Source organism: Actinotalea sp. JY-7885 (genome assembly GCF_014525465.1).
Taxonomy (GTDB): domain Bacteria; phylum Actinomycetota; class Actinomycetes; order Actinomycetales; family Cellulomonadaceae; genus Actinotalea.
Genome location: NZ_JACEXH010000082.1, coordinates 1 through 15,145, shown reverse-complemented (window position 1 = coordinate 15,145; position 15,145 = coordinate 1). Strand labels below are relative to the sequence as shown.

Here is a 15,145-nt window from a genome sequence, read left to right as displayed (position 1 = left end):
GAGGCCCGGTCGGCGAGCCCGGCGAGCTCGGCCGCCGCGACGCGGACGTCCTGCGGGCGCGCGACCCGGTCGACGAAGCGGACCGCCAGCTCGAGGCCCGCCGGGTCCGAGACGAGGCCCGCGAGGCGTCCCGTCGTGCGCCGCTCGCTCGCGGTCTGGTCGGCGGCGGTCGCGGCGACCCACCGCTCGGCGAGGCGGACGGCGTCGTCGGTCAGGGAACCCAGGGCCGTGGTGGGGGGCATGGGCTCATCGTGGCCCGGGGACGGCGCGGCGTCGCGTCACCCGCCGCCGGCGCGCGGATCCGCCGCTCCGGGCGAGACCGCCGCCCCGAGGCCCTGCAGCCACTCGGCGACCGCCGTCGCGACGGCGGCGTCATCGGTGGGTGAGTGCCCCCCGGGGACGAAGATCGTCGTCACCGGCCCGGGGATCGCGGCAAGGTGGCGCACCAGCTCCTCGGGCGTGCCGAACGGGTCCTTCAGACCCGAGACCGCCAGCACCGGCACGCCGACGTGCGGCAGGTGCGCGATCCGCAGCCGCTCCGGCGCGCCGGGCGGGTGCAGGGGGTAGGACAGGAGCACCAGGCCGGCGGCCGGCTGCCCCTCCGCGAGCGCCATCGAGCACATCCGGCCGCCGAACGAGCGTCCGCCCAGCACGATCGCGCCCGGGTCCACGCCCAGATCGGCGGCGAAGCGGTCGGCCTCGGCCCGCACGTGCGCGACGGCGACGGGCGCCCGCTCCGGCCCCCGCCGCCCGGCGGCGCGCCCCGGGAAGTCGACCCGGCGCACGGGGAACGGAGCCAGCGCCGCCTCGACGGCGAGCAGGGTCCGGTGGTCGCGGCTCGCTCCCGAGCCCGGGGTGAGCAGGAGTCCGGCCGGCGTCGACGTCGTCACCCGCCCAGACTGCCACCCGCGGCCCGGCCTGGCCCGGGGACCCCGCGCCCACCGTGGCCCCGCGCGCCGGTGGACGCGACGGCGTGGCGGGGTGCGCGGTCCGGTAGTGTCGCGGCGTCCGACATCCTTTAAGACCCGTCCTGAGAGGCGGGGAAGGAGGTCGCCAGATGTCCTCTGGCCCTGCCGTGCCCGATGCCCTCCGTCCCTCCGCGGACGCCGCCGCCCCGACGCCGGGCGCCGAGGTGCTCTCGCCACCCGAGATCGCCCGGGCGCTGACCCGCATCGCGCACGAGATCCTCGAACGCAACAAGGGCGGCTCCGGGCTCGTCCTGCTGGGCATCCCGACGCGCGGCCTGCCGCTCGCGCACCGCCTCGCCGCGAAGATCGCGGAGGTCGAGCCGGGCGTCGACGCGAGCGCGATCGTGGGGGCCCTCGACGTGACGATGTACCGCGACGACCTGCACCGGCACCCCACGCGCACCATCGGCGCGACCGAGCTGCCCGCCGGCGGCGTCGACGACCGGACGGTCGTCCTGGTGGACGACGTCCTGTTCTCCGGCCGGACGATCCGCGCCGCCCTCGACGCCCTGAGCGACCTCGGCCGCCCGCGCGTCGTGCAGCTGGCCGTCCTGGTGGACCGGGGGCACCGCGAGCTGCCGATCCGCGCCGACTACGTCGGCAAGAACCTGCCGACGTCGCTCACCGAGCAGGTGCGCGTGCGGCTCGTCGAGACCGACGGCGAGGACGGCGTGCGGATCGGCTCCCGCGCCGCCGCGGGGGAGGGGTCCCGGTGAAGCACCTCCTCAGCGCCGCGGACCTCGACCGCGCCGGTGCCGTCCACCTGCTCGACACGGCCTCGCAGATGGCGGCCACCCAGGGGCGCGAGATCAAGAAGCTGCCCACGCTGCGTGGCCGCACGGTCGTCAACCTCTTCTTCGAGGACTCCACGCGCACCCGCATCTCCTTCGAGGCCGCGGCGAAGCGGCTCTCGGCCGACGTCATCAACTTCTCGGCCAAGGGCTCGAGCGTCTCCAAGGGCGAGTCCCTCAAGGACACGGCGCTCACCCTGCAGGCCATGGGTGCCGACGCCGTCGTCATCCGCCACCAGGCGTCGGGGGCGCCGCACCGCCTGGCCCACTCCGGCTGGGTGGACGGCGCCGTCATCAACGCCGGCGACGGCACGCACCAGCACCCCACGCAGGCGCTCCTGGACGCCTTCACGCTGCGCCGCCACCTCGTCGGCGACGCGCAGAACCCCGACGGCGTGGGCCGCGACCTCGCCGGCCTCCACGTGGCGATCGTGGGGGACGTGCTGCACTCGCGGGTCGCGCGGTCGAACGTCAACCTCCTGCACACCCTCGGCGCGCGCGTCACGCTCGTCGCGCCGCCCACCCTGGTGCCCGTCGGTGCCGACGCGTGGACCAGCACGACGTCGTACCACCTGGACGAGGTCATCGCGGACCAGCAGCCGGACGCGATCATGATGCTCCGCGTCCAGCGCGAGAGGATGGGCGGGGACGGCACGGGTGCCGGCGCGACCGGGTTCTTCCCGAGCCCGCTCGAGTACACGCGGGCCTACGGGCTGGACGCGCGGCGCCTCGCGATGCTCCCCGAGCACGCGATCGTGCTGCACCCCGGCCCGATGAACCGGGGCCTGGAGATCTCGGCCGACGCGGCGGACTCGCCGCGCGCGGTCATCGTCGAGCAGGTCGCCAACGGCGTCGCCGTGCGGATGGCCGTGCTGTACCTGCTGCTCGCCAAGGAGAAGGAGACCGCATGAGCGCCCCCCACCTGCTGCGCGGGGTCGCGCCGCTCGGCGGACCCGTGACCGACCTCCTGCTCGCGGACGGCCGGATCGTGGCCACGGGCGCCGACGCGGCGCGCGAGGCGGGGTCCGCCGTCGTCGTCGACGGTGAGGGGCTCGTCGCCCTCCCGGGCCTCGTCGACCTGCACACCCACCTGCGCGAGCCCGGCCGCGAGGACGCCGAGACGGTCGCGTCCGGCACCCGCGCCGCGGCCCTCGGCGGGTTCACGGCCGTGCACGCGATGGCGAACACCTCACCCGTGGCCGACACCGCCGGCGTCGTCGAGCAGGTCTGGCGCCTGGGACGCGACGCAGGCTGGGCGGACGTGCTGCCGGTCGGCGCCGTCAGCGTCGGCCTCGCGGGCGAGCAGCTCGCCGAGCTCGGCGCGATGGCGCACTCGGCGGCGCGCGTGCGGGTGTTCTCCGACGACGGCAAGTGCGTCCACGACCCCGTCCTCATGCGCCGTGCCCTGGAGTACGTCAAGGCGTTCGACGGCGTCATCGCGCAGCACGCGCAGGAGCCCCGGCTCACGGCCGGCGCCCAGATGCACGAGGGCCGCGTCTCGGCCGAGGTCGGCCTCGCGGGCTGGCCCGCGGTCGCGGAGGAGGCGATCATCGCGCGGGACGTGCTGCTCGCCGAGCACGTCGGCTCGCGCCTGCACGTGTGCCACCTGTCGACGGCCGGGTCGGTCGAGATCCTGCGGTGGGCCAAGTCCCGGGGCATCCACGTGACGGCCGAGGTCACGCCGCACCACCTGCTGCTGACCGACGAGCTCGCCCGCACCTACGACCCGCTGTACAAGGTCAACCCGCCGCTGCGGACGGACGAGGACGTCCTGGCGGTGCGCACCGGCCTCGCCGACGGCACGATCGACGTCGTCGCGACGGACCACGCGCCGCACACGCGCGAGGACAAGGACTGCGAGTGGGCCGCGGCCGCGTTCGGCATGACGGGCCTGGAGACGGCGCTGTCGGTCGTGCAGACGACGATGGTCGAGACCGGCCTGCTCGACTGGGCCGACGTCGCCCGCGTCCTGTCGGTCGCCCCGGCCCGCATCGGGCGGATCGACACCGGCGCGCGCGCCCAGGGCCGCCCCCTCGCGGTCGGCGAGCCCGCCAACGTCACGCTGGTCGACCCCGCCGCGCGGTGGACGGTCGACCCGGCCGACCTCGCGAGCCAGAGCCGCAACACACCGTACGAGGGGCGGGAGCTCGCGGGACGCGTGGTCGCCACCTTCCTGCGGGGTCGCCCGACCGTGCTGGACGGCCAGCCGGTCGAGGGCGCCGTGGCGGGCGCGCAGGGCGGCGTCGCGTGAAGACGTTCCTTGCGGTCCTGCTCCTGCTGGCCGTCGTCGTCCTCGCGTACCGCGGGATGCTGCGCGGATGGCGGCGCCGGACGGAGAGGTCGGCCGCGGCCGTCGCCGAGCCGCCGCGCACGCTTCCGCCGCCCACCCGGGGTCGCGGCCCGGTCATCGGTCCTGCGGTGCCCGGGGCGTCCCTCGAGTCGTGGCGCGAGGTCGAGCCGGACGACACGGACGGCGACAGGGGGCCTGCGCGCACCGAGCCGGTCGAGGTCACCTACGTGTCGACCACGACTGCGGGGGAGTGGCTGGAGCGTGTCACCGCGTACGGCATGGGGCGTCCGTCGCAGGCGACCGTCCACGTGCACGACGCCGGCGTCCTCATCGAACGGCCCACGGTGCAGGACATCGCGATCGCGCGCGCAGCGATCCGTGGCGTCGAGCTCGTCTCGGGCGTCGCCGGCAAGGTCGTCGGCCGCGAGGGCATCGTCGTGATCCGGTGGGAGACCCAGCCGGGCGACCGCGACGGGCCGCCGCTGTACGCCGACACGGGGCTGTACCCGCGCCGCCGCGCCGACCGTGACCGACTCGCGGCCGCCGTGCGCGAGCTGCTGGACCCGCCCGCCGCACCACCGCCCGCACAGCCCGAGGAGAACCGATGACCGACCAGACCGCCGTCCTGGTCCTCGAGGACGGCCGGACCTTCACCGGCCGGGCCTACGGCGCCTCGGGCCGCACCCTGGGCGAGATCGTCTTCAACACCGGGATGACCGGGTACCAGGAGACGCTCACCGACCCGTCGTACCACCGGCAGATCGTCGTGATGACCGCGCCGCACGTCGGCAACACCGGCATGAACGACGAGGACCCGGAGTCCACGCGCATCTGGGTCGCCGGGTACGTCGTGCGCGACCCCGCGATCCGGCCGTCGAGCTGGCGCTCGCGACGCACGCTGGACGACGCGCTGCGCGCCGAGGGGGTCGTCGGCATCAGCGACATCGACACCCGCGCCCTCACCCGCCACCTGCGCGAGCGCGGCGTCATGCGCGCGGGCATCTTCTCCGGTGAGGCCCTCGTGGACGCGTCGGGCCGCCGCCGGGCGGAGCAGGACCTGCTCGACGAGGTCGCCTCCGCACCCGCGATGCACGGCGCGGACCTGGCGAGCGAGGTCTCGGTGACCGAGCCCTACACCGTCGAGCCGGTGCGAGGACCCGCGAGCGGCGCCGAGCCGGTCGCGACGGTCGTGGCGATCGACCTCGGCATCAAGTCGATGACGCCGCAGCGGCTCGCCGAGCGCGGCATCCGCACCCACGTCCTGCCGGCCACGGCCACGACGCAGGACGTCCTCGCGCTGGAGCCCGACGGCGTCTTCTTCTCCAACGGCCCGGGCGACCCGGCCGCGGCGACGCACGAGATCGAGCTGCTGCGCGACGTGCTCGACCGGCGGATCCCGTTCTTCGGCATCTGCTACGGCAACCAGCTCCTGGGCCGCGCGCTGGGCTACGGCACGTACAAGCTCACCTACGGCCACCGCGGGGTGAACCAGCCGGTCATGGACCGGCGCACGCGCAAGGTCGAGATCACCGCGCACAACCACGGCTTCGCGGTGGACGCGCCGCTCGACGGGGAGTCCACCGCCCCCCACGACGGCGGCCGCTACGGCCGCGTGACGGTCTCGCACGTCGCGCTCAACGACGACGTCGTCGAGGGGCTCGAGTGCCTCGACCTGCCCGCGTTCTCGGTGCAGTACCACCCCGAGGCCGCCGCGGGCCCGCACGACGCCGGCTACCTGTTCGACCGGTTCGTCGAGCTCATGACCACCGGCTCGGTCACCGACCGCGCCACGGCCGACCACGCCGCCCCGACCCACGAGGAGCACGCCCCCGATGCCCCGTCGCTCTGACATCTCCAGCGTCCTGGTCATCGGCTCCGGGCCGATCGTCATCGGGCAGGCCGCGGAGTTCGACTACTCGGGCACCCAGGCCTGCCGTGTGCTGCGGGCCGAGGGCCTGCGCGTCATCCTCGTGAACTCGAACCCGGCCACGATCATGACGGACCCGGAGTTCGCGGACGCGACCTACATCGAGCCGATCACCCCCGACGTCGTCGCGTCGATCATCGAGAAGGAGCGGCCCGACGCGATCCTGCCGACCCTGGGCGGCCAGACCGCCCTCAACACGGCCATCGCGCTCGACGAGGCCGGGGTGCTCGAGCGGTTCGGCGTGGAGATGATCGGCGTCAACACCGCGTCGATCCACCTCGCCGAGGACCGTCAGGCCTTCAAGGAGGTCGTCGAGCGGTGCGGCGCCGAGAGCGCCCGGTCCTTCATCGCGCACACCCTCGACGAGGCGCTGGCGGCGGCCGCCGACCTCGGCTACCCGCTCGTCGTGCGGCCCTCGTTCACCATGGGCGGGCTCGGCTCGGGCATCGCGTACGACGAGACGCAGCTGCGCCAGATCGCCGGCGCGGGGCTCCACTACTCGCCGACGACGGAGGTGCTGCTCGAGGAGTCGATCCTCGGGTGGAAGGAGTTCGAGCTCGAGCTCATGCGCGACCACGCGGACAACGTGGTCGTCGTCTGCTCGATCGAGAACGTCGACCCGGTCGGCGTGCACACGGGCGACTCCGTCACGGTCGCCCCCGCGCTGACGCTCACGGACCGCGAGTACCAGCGGCTGCGCGACATCGGCATCGCCATCATCCGCGAGGTCGGCGTCGACACCGGCGGCTGCAACGTCCAGTTCGCGGTCGACCCGCAGACCGGCCGCGTCGTGGTCATCGAGATGAACCCGCGCGTCTCGCGGTCCTCCGCCCTCGCGTCCAAGGCGACCGGCTTCCCGATCGCGAAGATCGCCGCGCGGCTCGCCGTCGGCTACACCCTCGACGAGATCCCCAACGACATCACCGGCTCGACGCCGGCGTCGTTCGAGCCGTCGCTCGACTACGTGGTCGTCAAGGTGCCGCGCTTCGCGTTCGAGAAGTTCCCGGCGGCGGACGCGACCCTCACCACGACCATGAAGTCGGTCGGCGAGGCGATGGCGATGGGCCGCAACTTCGCCGAGGCGCTCGGCAAGGCGATGCGCTCGATCGACAAGTCCGGCTCGACGTTCCACTGGGACGGGCCGACCCCGACCGGCACCGAGCTCGAGGCCCTGCTCGCGACGATCGCGGTGCCCACCGAGGAGCGCCTGGTGCAGGTCCAGCAGGCGCTGCGCTCGGTCGGGCGCGACGGCGGCGCCACGGTGGAGCAGGTCTACGCGGCCACGGGCATCGACCCGTGGTTCCTCGACCAGCTCGTGCTCGTCAACGAGATCGCGGACGAGGTGGCCACGGCGCCCGAGCTGGGCGTGGAGCTGCTCCGCCGAGCGAAGCGCCACGGCCTGTCGGACGTCCAGATCGCCGCGCTGCGCGGCCTGGGGGAGGAGACCGTGCGCCAGCTGCGCCACGCGCTCGGCCTGCGCCCGGTGTTCAAGACCGTCGACACCTGCGCCGCCGAGTTCGCGGCGCGCACGCCCTACCACTACTCCTCCTACGACGAGGAGACGGAGGTGCGGCCGCGCGAGCGGCCCGCGATCCTCATCCTCGGCTCCGGCCCCAACCGGATCGGCCAGGGGATCGAGTTCGACTACTCGTGCGTGCACGCCGCGCTCGCGCTGCGGGGCGAGTACGAGACCGTCATGGTCAACTGCAACCCCGAGACGGTCTCGACCGACTACGACACCTCCGACCGGCTCTACTTCGAGCCGCTGACGTTCGAGGACGTGCTCGAGGTCTACCAGGCCGAGCTCGCCGTCGGGCCCGTGGCGGGGCTCATCGTGCAGCTCGGCGGGCAGACGCCGCTCGCGCTCGCGCAGCGGCTCCAGGACGCCGGCCTGCCGATCCTCGGTACCCCGCCCGCCGCGATCGACGCCGCCGAGGACCGCGGCGTCTTCGGCCGGGTCCTCGCGGACGCCGGCCTGCCGGCCCCCGCGTTCGGCACCGCCCGGACGCTCGCCGAGGCGACGCAGATCGCGCAGCGCATCGGCTACCCGGTGCTCGTGCGGCCCTCGTACGTGCTGGGCGGGCGCGGCATGGAGATCGTCTACTCCGACGGCCAGCTCGCCGAGTACGTCGACCGCGCGATCGAGGCCGCCCGGTCCGTGAGCGGACCCACGGCGCAGATCCCACCGCTGCTCATCGACCGCTTCCTCGACGACGCGATCGAGCTCGACGTCGACGCGCTCTACGACGGCACCGAGCTCTACCTCGGCGGCGTCATGGAGCACATCGAGGAGGCCGGCATCCACTCGGGCGACTCCGCGTGCGTGCTGCCCCCCGTGACCGTCTCGCGCTCCGAGCTCGACCGCATCCGCGTCTCCACCGAGGCGATCGCGCGCGGCGTCGGTGTCCGGGGCCTGATCAACGTGCAGTTCGCCCTCGTCTCCGACGTGCTCTACGTCCTGGAGGCCAACCCGCGCGCCTCGCGCACGGTGCCCTTCGTCGCCAAGGCGACCGGCGTCCCGCTGGCCAAGGCCGCGGCGCTGCTCATGGCGGGCCGGACCATCGCGGAGCTGCGGGCCGACGGCGTGCTGCCGGCCACGGGCGACGGCGGGACGCTCGGCCTCGACGCGCCGATCGCGGTCAAGGAGGCCGTCCTGCCCTTCAAGCGGTTCCGCACCGCGGCCGGCGCGGTCGTGGACACCGTCCTGGGCCCGGAGATGCGGTCGACGGGCGAGGTCATGGGGTTCGACGTCGACTTCCCGACGGCGTTCGCCAAGTCGCAGGCCGCGGCCTTCGGCGGGCTGCCGACGTCGGGCCGCGTGTTCATCTCGGTCGCGGACCGGGACAAGCGCTCGATCACGTTCCCGGTCAAGCGGCTCAGCGAGCTGGGCTTCGAGATCCTCGCCACCGAGGGCACGGCGGCGGTGCTGCAGCGCAACGGCATCGCGTCCACCGTGGTCCGCAAGCACTCGGCGGGACGCGGGCCCCAGGGGGAGCCGACGATCGTCGACCTCATCGTGGCCGGAGAGGTCGCCATGGTCGTGAACACGCCGTCGGGTCAGGGCGCCCGCGCGGACGGGTACGAGATCCGCACGGCGACCGTCGCGGCCGACAAGGCGATCGTCACGACCGTCCAGCAGCTCGCGGCCGCCGTGCAGGGCATCGAGTCGCTGCGCGCCGGCCCCTTCGCCGTCCGCAGCCTGCAGGACCACCGGCTCGAGCTGCGCGACGCGGTCCTCGCGGTCCAGCGGTGACGGCCGCGGTGCCGGGGGCGGAGGGCGGCACGACGTCGGGCCGGCCGCGCTTCGGCGCGCGGCTCGCCGCCGCCATGGCCGAGCACGGGCCCGTCTGCGTCGGGATCGACCCCCACGCCGGGCTGCTGGCCGAGTGGGGGCTGACGGACGACGCCGAGGGCCTGCGCCGGTTCGCCCTCACGGTGACGGAGGCGCTCCTGGGCCGGGTCGCCGCGCTCAAGCCCCAGGCGGCCTTCTTCGAGCGGCACGGCTCGCGGGGCGTGGCCGTGCTCGAGGAGGTCGTCGCGATGGCCGCGGGCTCCGGCACGCAGCTGGTGGTCGACGCCAAGCGCGGCGACATCGGCTCGACCATGGCCGGCTACGCCGACGCCTTCCTGCGTGACGGGTCGCCGCTCGCCGGGGACGCGCTCACCGTGAGCCCCTACCTCGGATTCGGGTCGCTCGCACCCGCCGTCACGCGCGCCGCCGCCGACGGCCGGGGCCTGTTCGTGCTCGCGCTCACCTCCAACCCGGAGGGCGCCGAGGTCCAGCACGCCGCCGCGGCCGATCCGGACGGGAGCGCCGCGTCCGTCGCCGGCGTCGTCGCGGCGCACGCGGGCGCCCTCAACGCCGCGGAGCTCGCCACGGCGGGCACGGGCGCGGGCCTCGGCTCCGTCGGACTGGTCGTGGGAGCCACGGTCGCGCCGGCGGCTGAGCGGCTCGGCATCGACCTCGCGGGCGTCCGCGGCCCCCTCCTCGCGCCGGGGTTCGGTGCCCAGGGGGCCGGTGCCGCGGAGCTGGCGGCGTTCGGCGCCGCCAGGGCCCAGGTCCTGGTCTCGACGTCGCGCGCCGTCCTGCGGGCCGGCCCCGACGCGGCCGGGCTGCGCGCCGCGACCGCGCGGACCGTCGACGAGGTGGCCGCCGCGCTGCGCTGAGCCCGGCGCTGACCAGCGCCGATTGCCCTGACCCTCCGAGATCGCTAGGTTCGACGCGATCCGGGACTCCTCCCTCCGCGAAGAAGGTGACCACGCGTGGCCCTACCCCCGCTGACTCCTGAGCAGCGCGCTGCAGCGCTCGAGAAGGCCGCCGCCGCGCGCCAGGCGCGTGCCGAGGTGAAGAACCGCCTCAAGTACTCCCAGGGCTCCCTCGCCGAGGTGATCGAGCAGGGCCGCACCGACGACGTGATCGGCAAGCTCAAGGTCTCCGCCCTCCTGGAGTCCCTGCCGGGCGTCGGCAAGGTCAAGGCCCGCGCGATCATGGCCGACATCGGGATCTCCGAGACGCGCCGCCTGCGCGGCCTGGGCCCGCACCAGGCGCAGGCGCTCATCGAGCGGTTCGGCTGATCGACGCCTTGACCGACACGTCACCCGCACGCCTGACCGTCCTCGCCGGCCCCACCGCCGTCGGCAAGGGCACCGTCTCCGCCGACATCCGTGCCCGCTACCCCGAGGTGTGGCTCTCGGTGTCCGCGACGACGCGCGCCCCGCGACCCGGGGAGATCGACGGCGTCCACTACCACTTCGTCGGTCCCGAGGCCTTCGCCGAGATGGTCGCCAAGGGCGAGCTGCTCGAGTGGGCCGTCGTCCACGGGCGCAACAGCTACGGCACGCCGCGCGGTCCGGTCCTCGAGCAGCTCGCCGCGGGTCGGCCCGCGCTCCTCGAGATCGACCTCGCCGGTGCCCGCCAGGTGCGGCTCGCGATGCCGGAGGCGCGCTTCGTCTTCCTCGCGCCGCCCTCGTGGGAGGAGCTCGTGCGCCGCCTGGTCGGCCGCGGCACCGAGGACGCGGAGGAGCGCGAGCGCCGCCTCACGACGGCCAAGGTGGAGCTCGCCGCGGAGAGCGAGTTCGACCACGTCATCGTGAACGACGACGTCCGGCGCGCGACGGACGAGCTGGTCGAGGTCATGGGACTGACGCCGAGGTAGGATGGGCCGTCGCCCACCGTGTGCCGTCGCACCGGCGGGCCTCGTCCCGCCGGGGGAGCTGCGACGTCAGCCGCCCGCGGACCCCACGATCGTCAGCCAGGACCCGCACGCGCCACGCTGCGCCGGGACGCACAGCCGAGAGAACACGGAGCTAGACATGGCCGGAACCGTCGCCGCACCCGAGGGCATCACCGACCCGCCGATCGACGAGCTGCTCGCGGCCGCCGACTCGAAGTACGCCCTCGTCATCTACTCCGCGAAGCGCGCGCGCCAGATCAACGCGTACTACTCGCAGCTCAACGAGGGCCTGCTGGAGTACGTGGGCCCGCTCGTCGAGGCGCGCCACCAGGAGAAGGCGCTCTCGATCGCGATGCGCGAGATCAACGCCGGCCTCCTGACCGTCACGCCCACCGAGGGCTGAGCGCTTCGTCGTCCGCGGGCGGCACGAGACATCGGGAGCGGGGCGTGCGGATCGTCCTCGGCGTCAGCGCCGGCATCGCGGCGTACAAGGCCGCCCTGCTCCTGCGCCTGCTCACGGAGGCGGGGCACGACGTGCGCGTCGTGCCCACGCCCTCGTCGCTCGAGTTCGTCGGGCGGGCGACCTGGGAGGCGCTCTCGGGCCACCCCGTCACGGCGGGGGTCTTCGAGCGGGTCGAGGCCGTCGAGCACGTCGCCATCGGCCGCGAGGCGGAGCTCGTGGTGGTCGCCCCGGCCACCGCCGACCTGCTCGCGCGAGCGGCCGCCGGTCGCAGCGACGACCTGCTCACCGCCGTGCTGCTCACGGCGCGCTGCCCCGTCCTGCTCGCGCCCGCGATGCACACCGAGATGTGGGAGCACCCGGCGACCCGTGCCAACGTCGCCACCCTGCGCAGCCGGGGCGTGCACGTGCTCGACCCCGACTCCGGCCGACTCACGGGCGCCGACACCGGCCCGGGGCGGCTGCCGGAGCCGGCTGCGATCGCGGCGGCGGCGCTGGCGCTCGTCGAGGGTGCCGACCGTCACGGGGCAGCCTCACGGCCGGACGACCGCCGCGCGCCGCTCGACCTCGCGGGTAGGCGCGTCGTCGTCTCCGCCGGGGGCACGCGCGAGCCGCTGGACCCGGTGCGGTTCCTCGGCAACAGGTCGACCGGCCGGCAGGGCTGGGCGATCGCCAAGGCCGCCGCTGAGCGCGGCGCCGACGTCACGCTCGTGGCGGCCAACGTCGAGCTCCCCGCGCCCGAGGGCGTGGGCGTCGAGCACGTCGAGACCACCGCCGAGCTGCGCGACGCGGTGCGCCGCGCCGCCCGCACCGCCGACGTGGTCGTCATGGCGGCCGCGGTCGCGGACTACCGGCCGGCCACCGTCGCGGACCACAAGCTCAAGAAGAGCGGCTCGGACGGCGCCACCCTGCAGCTCGTGCAGAACCCCGACGTCCTGGCGGAGCTCGTCACCGACCGGCTGCGACCCGGCCAGGTCGTGGTCGGCTTCGCCGCGGAGACGGGCGACGCGACGGGCGACGTGCTCGAGCACGGACGCGCCAAGGCCCTGCGCAAGGGCGCCGACCTGCTGGCGGTCAACGCCGTCGGCCCCGGACGGGGCTTCGGCACGCCGGACAACGACGTCGTCGTGCTGGACGCCCGCGGCGAGGAGGTCGCCCGTGCCCAGGGGACCAAGGCCGAGGTCGCGCACGCGCTCCTGGACGCCGTCGTCGCGCGGCTAGGCTGACGGCATGACCGACGAGCTGCGCCTGTTCACGTCCGAGTCCGTGACCGAGGGGCATCCCGACAAGGTCTGCGACCAGATCTCCGACGGCATCCTCGACGCGATGCTCGCGCAGGACTCCGCGGCCCGCGTGGCGGTCGAGACCATGGTCACCACCGGCCTGGTCCACGTCGCCGGCGAGGTGACCACCGAGGCGTACGTGGAGATCCCGCAGGTCGTGCGCGAGGTGCTCAGCCGGATCGGCTACACGTCCTCGACGATCGGGTTCGACGCCGCGTCCTGCGGCATCTCGGTGTCCATCGGCCAGCAGTCGCCGGACATCGCCGCCGGCGTCGACAAGGCCTGGGAGCTGCGGCAGGACGCGACCAGCTCCGGCTTCGACGACCCGGTCGAGGCGCAGGGCGCCGGCGACCAGGGCCTGATGTTCGGCTACGCCAGCGACGACACCCCGTCCCTCATGCCGCTGCCGATCTGGCTCGCGCACCGCCTCGCGGAGCGACTGGCGATGGTCCGCAAGGAGGGCTCGCTGGACTACCTGCGTCCCGACGGCAAGACCCAGGTGACCATCGGCTACGACGGCGACCGCCCGGTGCGGCTGGACACGGTGGTGCTGTCCACCCAGCACGACCCGGGCGTCTCGCTCGACGCCACGCTGGCGCCCGACATCGCGGAGTACGTCGTCGCGCCCGTCCTCGAGGAGCTCGAGCTCGACACGGTCGGCCACCGCCTGCTCGTCAACCCGACCGGCCAGTTCGTCATCGGCGGGCCGCAGGGCGACGCGGGCCTCACCGGGCGCAAGATCATCGTGGACACCTACGGCGGCATGGCGCGTCACGGGGGCGGTGCCTTCTCGGGCAAGGACCCGTCGAAGGTCGACCGCTCGGCGGCGTACGCCATGCGCTGGGTCGCCAAGAACGTCGTGGCCGCCGGGCTGGCGCGGCGGTGCGAGGTGCAGGTCGCCTACGCCATCGGCGCGTCGCACCCCGTGGGCCTGTACGTCGAGACCTTCGGCACCGAGACCGTCCCGGTCGGGCGCCTGACGGCGGCGATCCGCGAGGTCTTCGACCTGCGCCCGGGCGCGATCGTGCGCGACCTCGACCTGCTCCGGCCCATCTACTCGCGGACCGCCGCCTACGGGCACTTCGGCCGCGAGGTGGCGGACTTCACCTGGGAGCGCACGGACCGCGTCCTCGACCTGCACTCCGCGCTGTCCTGACCGCGACGGCCTCCGCACACCACCCCTGGGGACGGCACCGGGGTGTCGGTCGCTCGTGATGGGATGAGCGGCGTGGCGGAGGAGGCAGGGGTCCAGCTGACGCTCGGGGGCCTGCCCGCGCCGCGGCGCCCGCGCCGCCGGACCCCGGGCGAGCTCGCCGCGGTGGACCCCGTGGCTCTCGTCGCCGTCGACCGCTCCCAGCCGCACCTGGACCGGCCGTTCGAGTACGCGGTGCCCGAGGCGATGTCCGCGGCGGCGCGGCCCGGCGTCCGGGTGCGGGTGCGCTTCTCCGGGCAGGACGTCGACGGCTTCGTGCTCGAGCGCCGGCCCGAGGCCCAGCACGACGGCGAGCTGGTGCCGCTGCGCCGCGTCGTGTCGCCCGAGGTCGTGCTGACCCCGGCGGTCCTCGCCGCCGCGACCGCTGTCGCACGCCGGTACGCGGGGACGCTGGCCGAAGTCCTGCGCCTGGCCGTGCCGCCGCGTCACGCCCGCGTCGAGCAGGAGGAGTGGCCGGCGCCGGAGCCGTCGGCACGGGCCGCGGACGACACGGCGACGGGCTCGTGGCCGCAGCTGCCCGGCGGCACGGCGTTCCTGCGGCGCGTCGCGACGGGGGAGTCGCCGCGCGCGGTCTGGCAGGCCCTCCCCTCGGGGCACGGGACGGGGTGGGCGCGCGACATCGCCGCTGCCGTCGTGGCGGCGCGGGCGGGGGGACGCGGGGCGCTCGTCGTCGTCCCGTCGGGCGCCGACGTCGAGGTCCTCGAGCGCGCCCTGGAGGCCGCGGGCGTCGCGGCGTGGGCGCCGGGAGCGGGGTCCGGCCGCGTCCGGCTGCTCGCCGACGACGGTCCCGCGGCGCGCTACCGCGCGTTCCTCGCGGTGAGCCGGGGCCTGGCCGACGTCGTCGTGGGCACCCGCGCGGCGGCGCTCGCCCCCGTCTCGGACCTCGGGCTCGTCGTGTGCTGGGACGACGCCGACGGACTGCACGCCGAGCCGCGCGCGCCCTACCCCCACGCGCGCGAGGTCCTCGCCGTGCGCGCCGACCTGGAGGGCGCGGCGATGCTCGTGGGCGGCTACGTCCGGTCGGTCACGAGCCAGCGCC

The 15,145-nt window shown here is 75.0% G+C and carries 14 protein-coding genes and 1 pseudogene; 13 read left to right on the top strand and 2 right to left on the bottom strand.

Going from position 1 to position 15,145, the window contains the following annotated elements; translation table 11 throughout:
* A partial coding sequence (locus IDM29_RS09305; protein WP_188037445.1) for a hypothetical protein occupies positions 1 to 242 on the bottom strand: 242 nt, incomplete at its 3' end.
* Positions 243 to 278: 36 nt separating this feature from the next.
* Positions 279 to 890 carry an alpha/beta family hydrolase gene (locus IDM29_RS09300; RefSeq protein WP_182111175.1) on the bottom strand — a complete coding sequence of 204 codons (612 nt, stop codon included), beginning with the start codon at positions 888 to 890 and terminating at the stop codon, positions 279 to 281.
* 167 nt (positions 891 to 1,057) lie between these two features.
* Between IDM29_RS09300 and pyrR the strand changes: the two genes are divergently transcribed.
* The 13 genes and pseudogenes from pyrR to IDM29_RS09235 form a co-directional block, all read left to right on the top strand.
* A complete protein-coding gene (gene pyrR / locus IDM29_RS09295) occupies positions 1,058 to 1,684 on the top strand; it encodes a bifunctional pyr operon transcriptional regulator/uracil phosphoribosyltransferase PyrR (protein WP_182111174.1) in 627 nt (208 codons plus the stop codon).
* A complete protein-coding gene (locus tag IDM29_RS09290; protein ID WP_182111173.1) occupies positions 1,681 to 2,670 on the top strand; it encodes an aspartate carbamoyltransferase catalytic subunit in 990 nt (329 codons plus the stop codon). The genes pyrR and IDM29_RS09290 overlap by 4 nt, the downstream gene beginning before the upstream one ends.
* Positions 2,667 to 4,010 carry a dihydroorotase gene (locus tag IDM29_RS09285; protein ID WP_182111172.1) on the top strand — a complete coding sequence of 448 codons (1,344 nt, stop codon included), beginning with the start codon at positions 2,667 to 2,669 and terminating at the stop codon, positions 4,008 to 4,010. The genes IDM29_RS09290 and IDM29_RS09285 overlap by 4 nt, the downstream gene beginning before the upstream one ends.
* Complete coding sequence (locus IDM29_RS09280) at positions 4,007 to 4,657, top strand: hypothetical protein (protein ID WP_182111171.1); 651 nt, start codon at positions 4,007 to 4,009, stop codon at positions 4,655 to 4,657. The genes IDM29_RS09285 and IDM29_RS09280 overlap by 4 nt, the downstream gene beginning before the upstream one ends.
* Positions 4,654 to 5,898, top strand: a complete 1,245-nt coding sequence (gene carA / locus IDM29_RS09275; protein ID WP_182111170.1) for a glutamine-hydrolyzing carbamoyl-phosphate synthase small subunit — start codon at positions 4,654 to 4,656, stop codon at positions 5,896 to 5,898. The genes IDM29_RS09280 and carA overlap by 4 nt, the downstream gene beginning before the upstream one ends.
* Complete coding sequence (gene carB / locus IDM29_RS09270) at positions 5,882 to 9,229, top strand: carbamoyl-phosphate synthase large subunit (RefSeq protein WP_182111169.1); 3,348 nt, start codon at positions 5,882 to 5,884, stop codon at positions 9,227 to 9,229. The genes carA and carB overlap by 17 nt, the downstream gene beginning before the upstream one ends.
* Positions 9,226 to 10,143, top strand: coding sequence for an orotidine-5'-phosphate decarboxylase (gene pyrF / locus IDM29_RS09265; protein ID WP_370525706.1), 918 nt, complete (start codon positions 9,226 to 9,228; stop codon positions 10,141 to 10,143). Before carB ends, pyrF begins: the two co-directional genes overlap by 4 nt.
* 96 nt (positions 10,144 to 10,239) lie before the next feature.
* Positions 10,240 to 10,551 (top strand): integration host factor, actinobacterial type, encoded by a 312-nt coding sequence (gene mihF / locus IDM29_RS09260; RefSeq protein ID WP_182111168.1) that lies wholly within the window; start codon positions 10,240 to 10,242, stop codon positions 10,549 to 10,551.
* Positions 10,552 to 10,559: 8 nt separating this feature from the next.
* Positions 10,560 to 11,132, top strand: a complete 573-nt coding sequence (gmk, locus tag IDM29_RS09255; RefSeq protein ID WP_255491513.1) for a guanylate kinase — start codon at positions 10,560 to 10,562, stop codon at positions 11,130 to 11,132.
* A 157-nt stretch (positions 11,133 to 11,289) separates the two neighbouring features.
* Positions 11,290 to 11,553 (top strand): DNA-directed RNA polymerase subunit omega, encoded by a 264-nt coding sequence (gene rpoZ / locus IDM29_RS09250; RefSeq protein WP_182111167.1) that lies wholly within the window; start codon positions 11,290 to 11,292, stop codon positions 11,551 to 11,553.
* A 44-nt stretch (positions 11,554 to 11,597) separates the two neighbouring features.
* On the top strand, positions 11,598 to 12,836 hold the full coding sequence (gene coaBC, locus IDM29_RS09245; RefSeq protein WP_182111166.1) for a bifunctional phosphopantothenoylcysteine decarboxylase/phosphopantothenate--cysteine ligase CoaBC: 1,239 nt from the start codon (positions 11,598 to 11,600) through the stop codon (positions 12,834 to 12,836).
* Between the two features lie 4 nt (positions 12,837 to 12,840).
* Positions 12,841 to 14,049, top strand: a complete 1,209-nt coding sequence (metK, locus tag IDM29_RS09240) for a methionine adenosyltransferase (RefSeq protein WP_182111165.1) — start codon at positions 12,841 to 12,843, stop codon at positions 14,047 to 14,049.
* A 63-nt stretch (positions 14,050 to 14,112) separates the two neighbouring features.
* Positions 14,113 to 15,145: pseudogene (locus IDM29_RS09235) on the top strand (primosomal protein N'); the annotation flags it as partial.

Coding starts and splice junctions, on each gene's coding strand:
- metK (WP_182111165.1), top strand. CDS start 12,841: ATGACCGACGAGCTGCGCCTGTTCACGTCCGAGTCCGTGACCGAGGGG.
- rpoZ (WP_182111167.1), top strand. CDS start 11,290: ATGGCCGGAACCGTCGCCGCACCCGAGGGCATCACCGACCCGCCGATC.
- pyrR (WP_182111174.1), top strand. CDS start 1,058: ATGTCCTCTGGCCCTGCCGTGCCCGATGCCCTCCGTCCCTCCGCGGAC.
- carB (WP_182111169.1), top strand. CDS start 5,882: ATGCCCCGTCGCTCTGACATCTCCAGCGTCCTGGTCATCGGCTCCGGG.
- IDM29_RS09285 (WP_182111172.1), top strand. CDS start 2,667: ATGAGCGCCCCCCACCTGCTGCGCGGGGTCGCGCCGCTCGGCGGACCC.
- carA (WP_182111170.1), top strand. CDS start 4,654: ATGACCGACCAGACCGCCGTCCTGGTCCTCGAGGACGGCCGGACCTTC.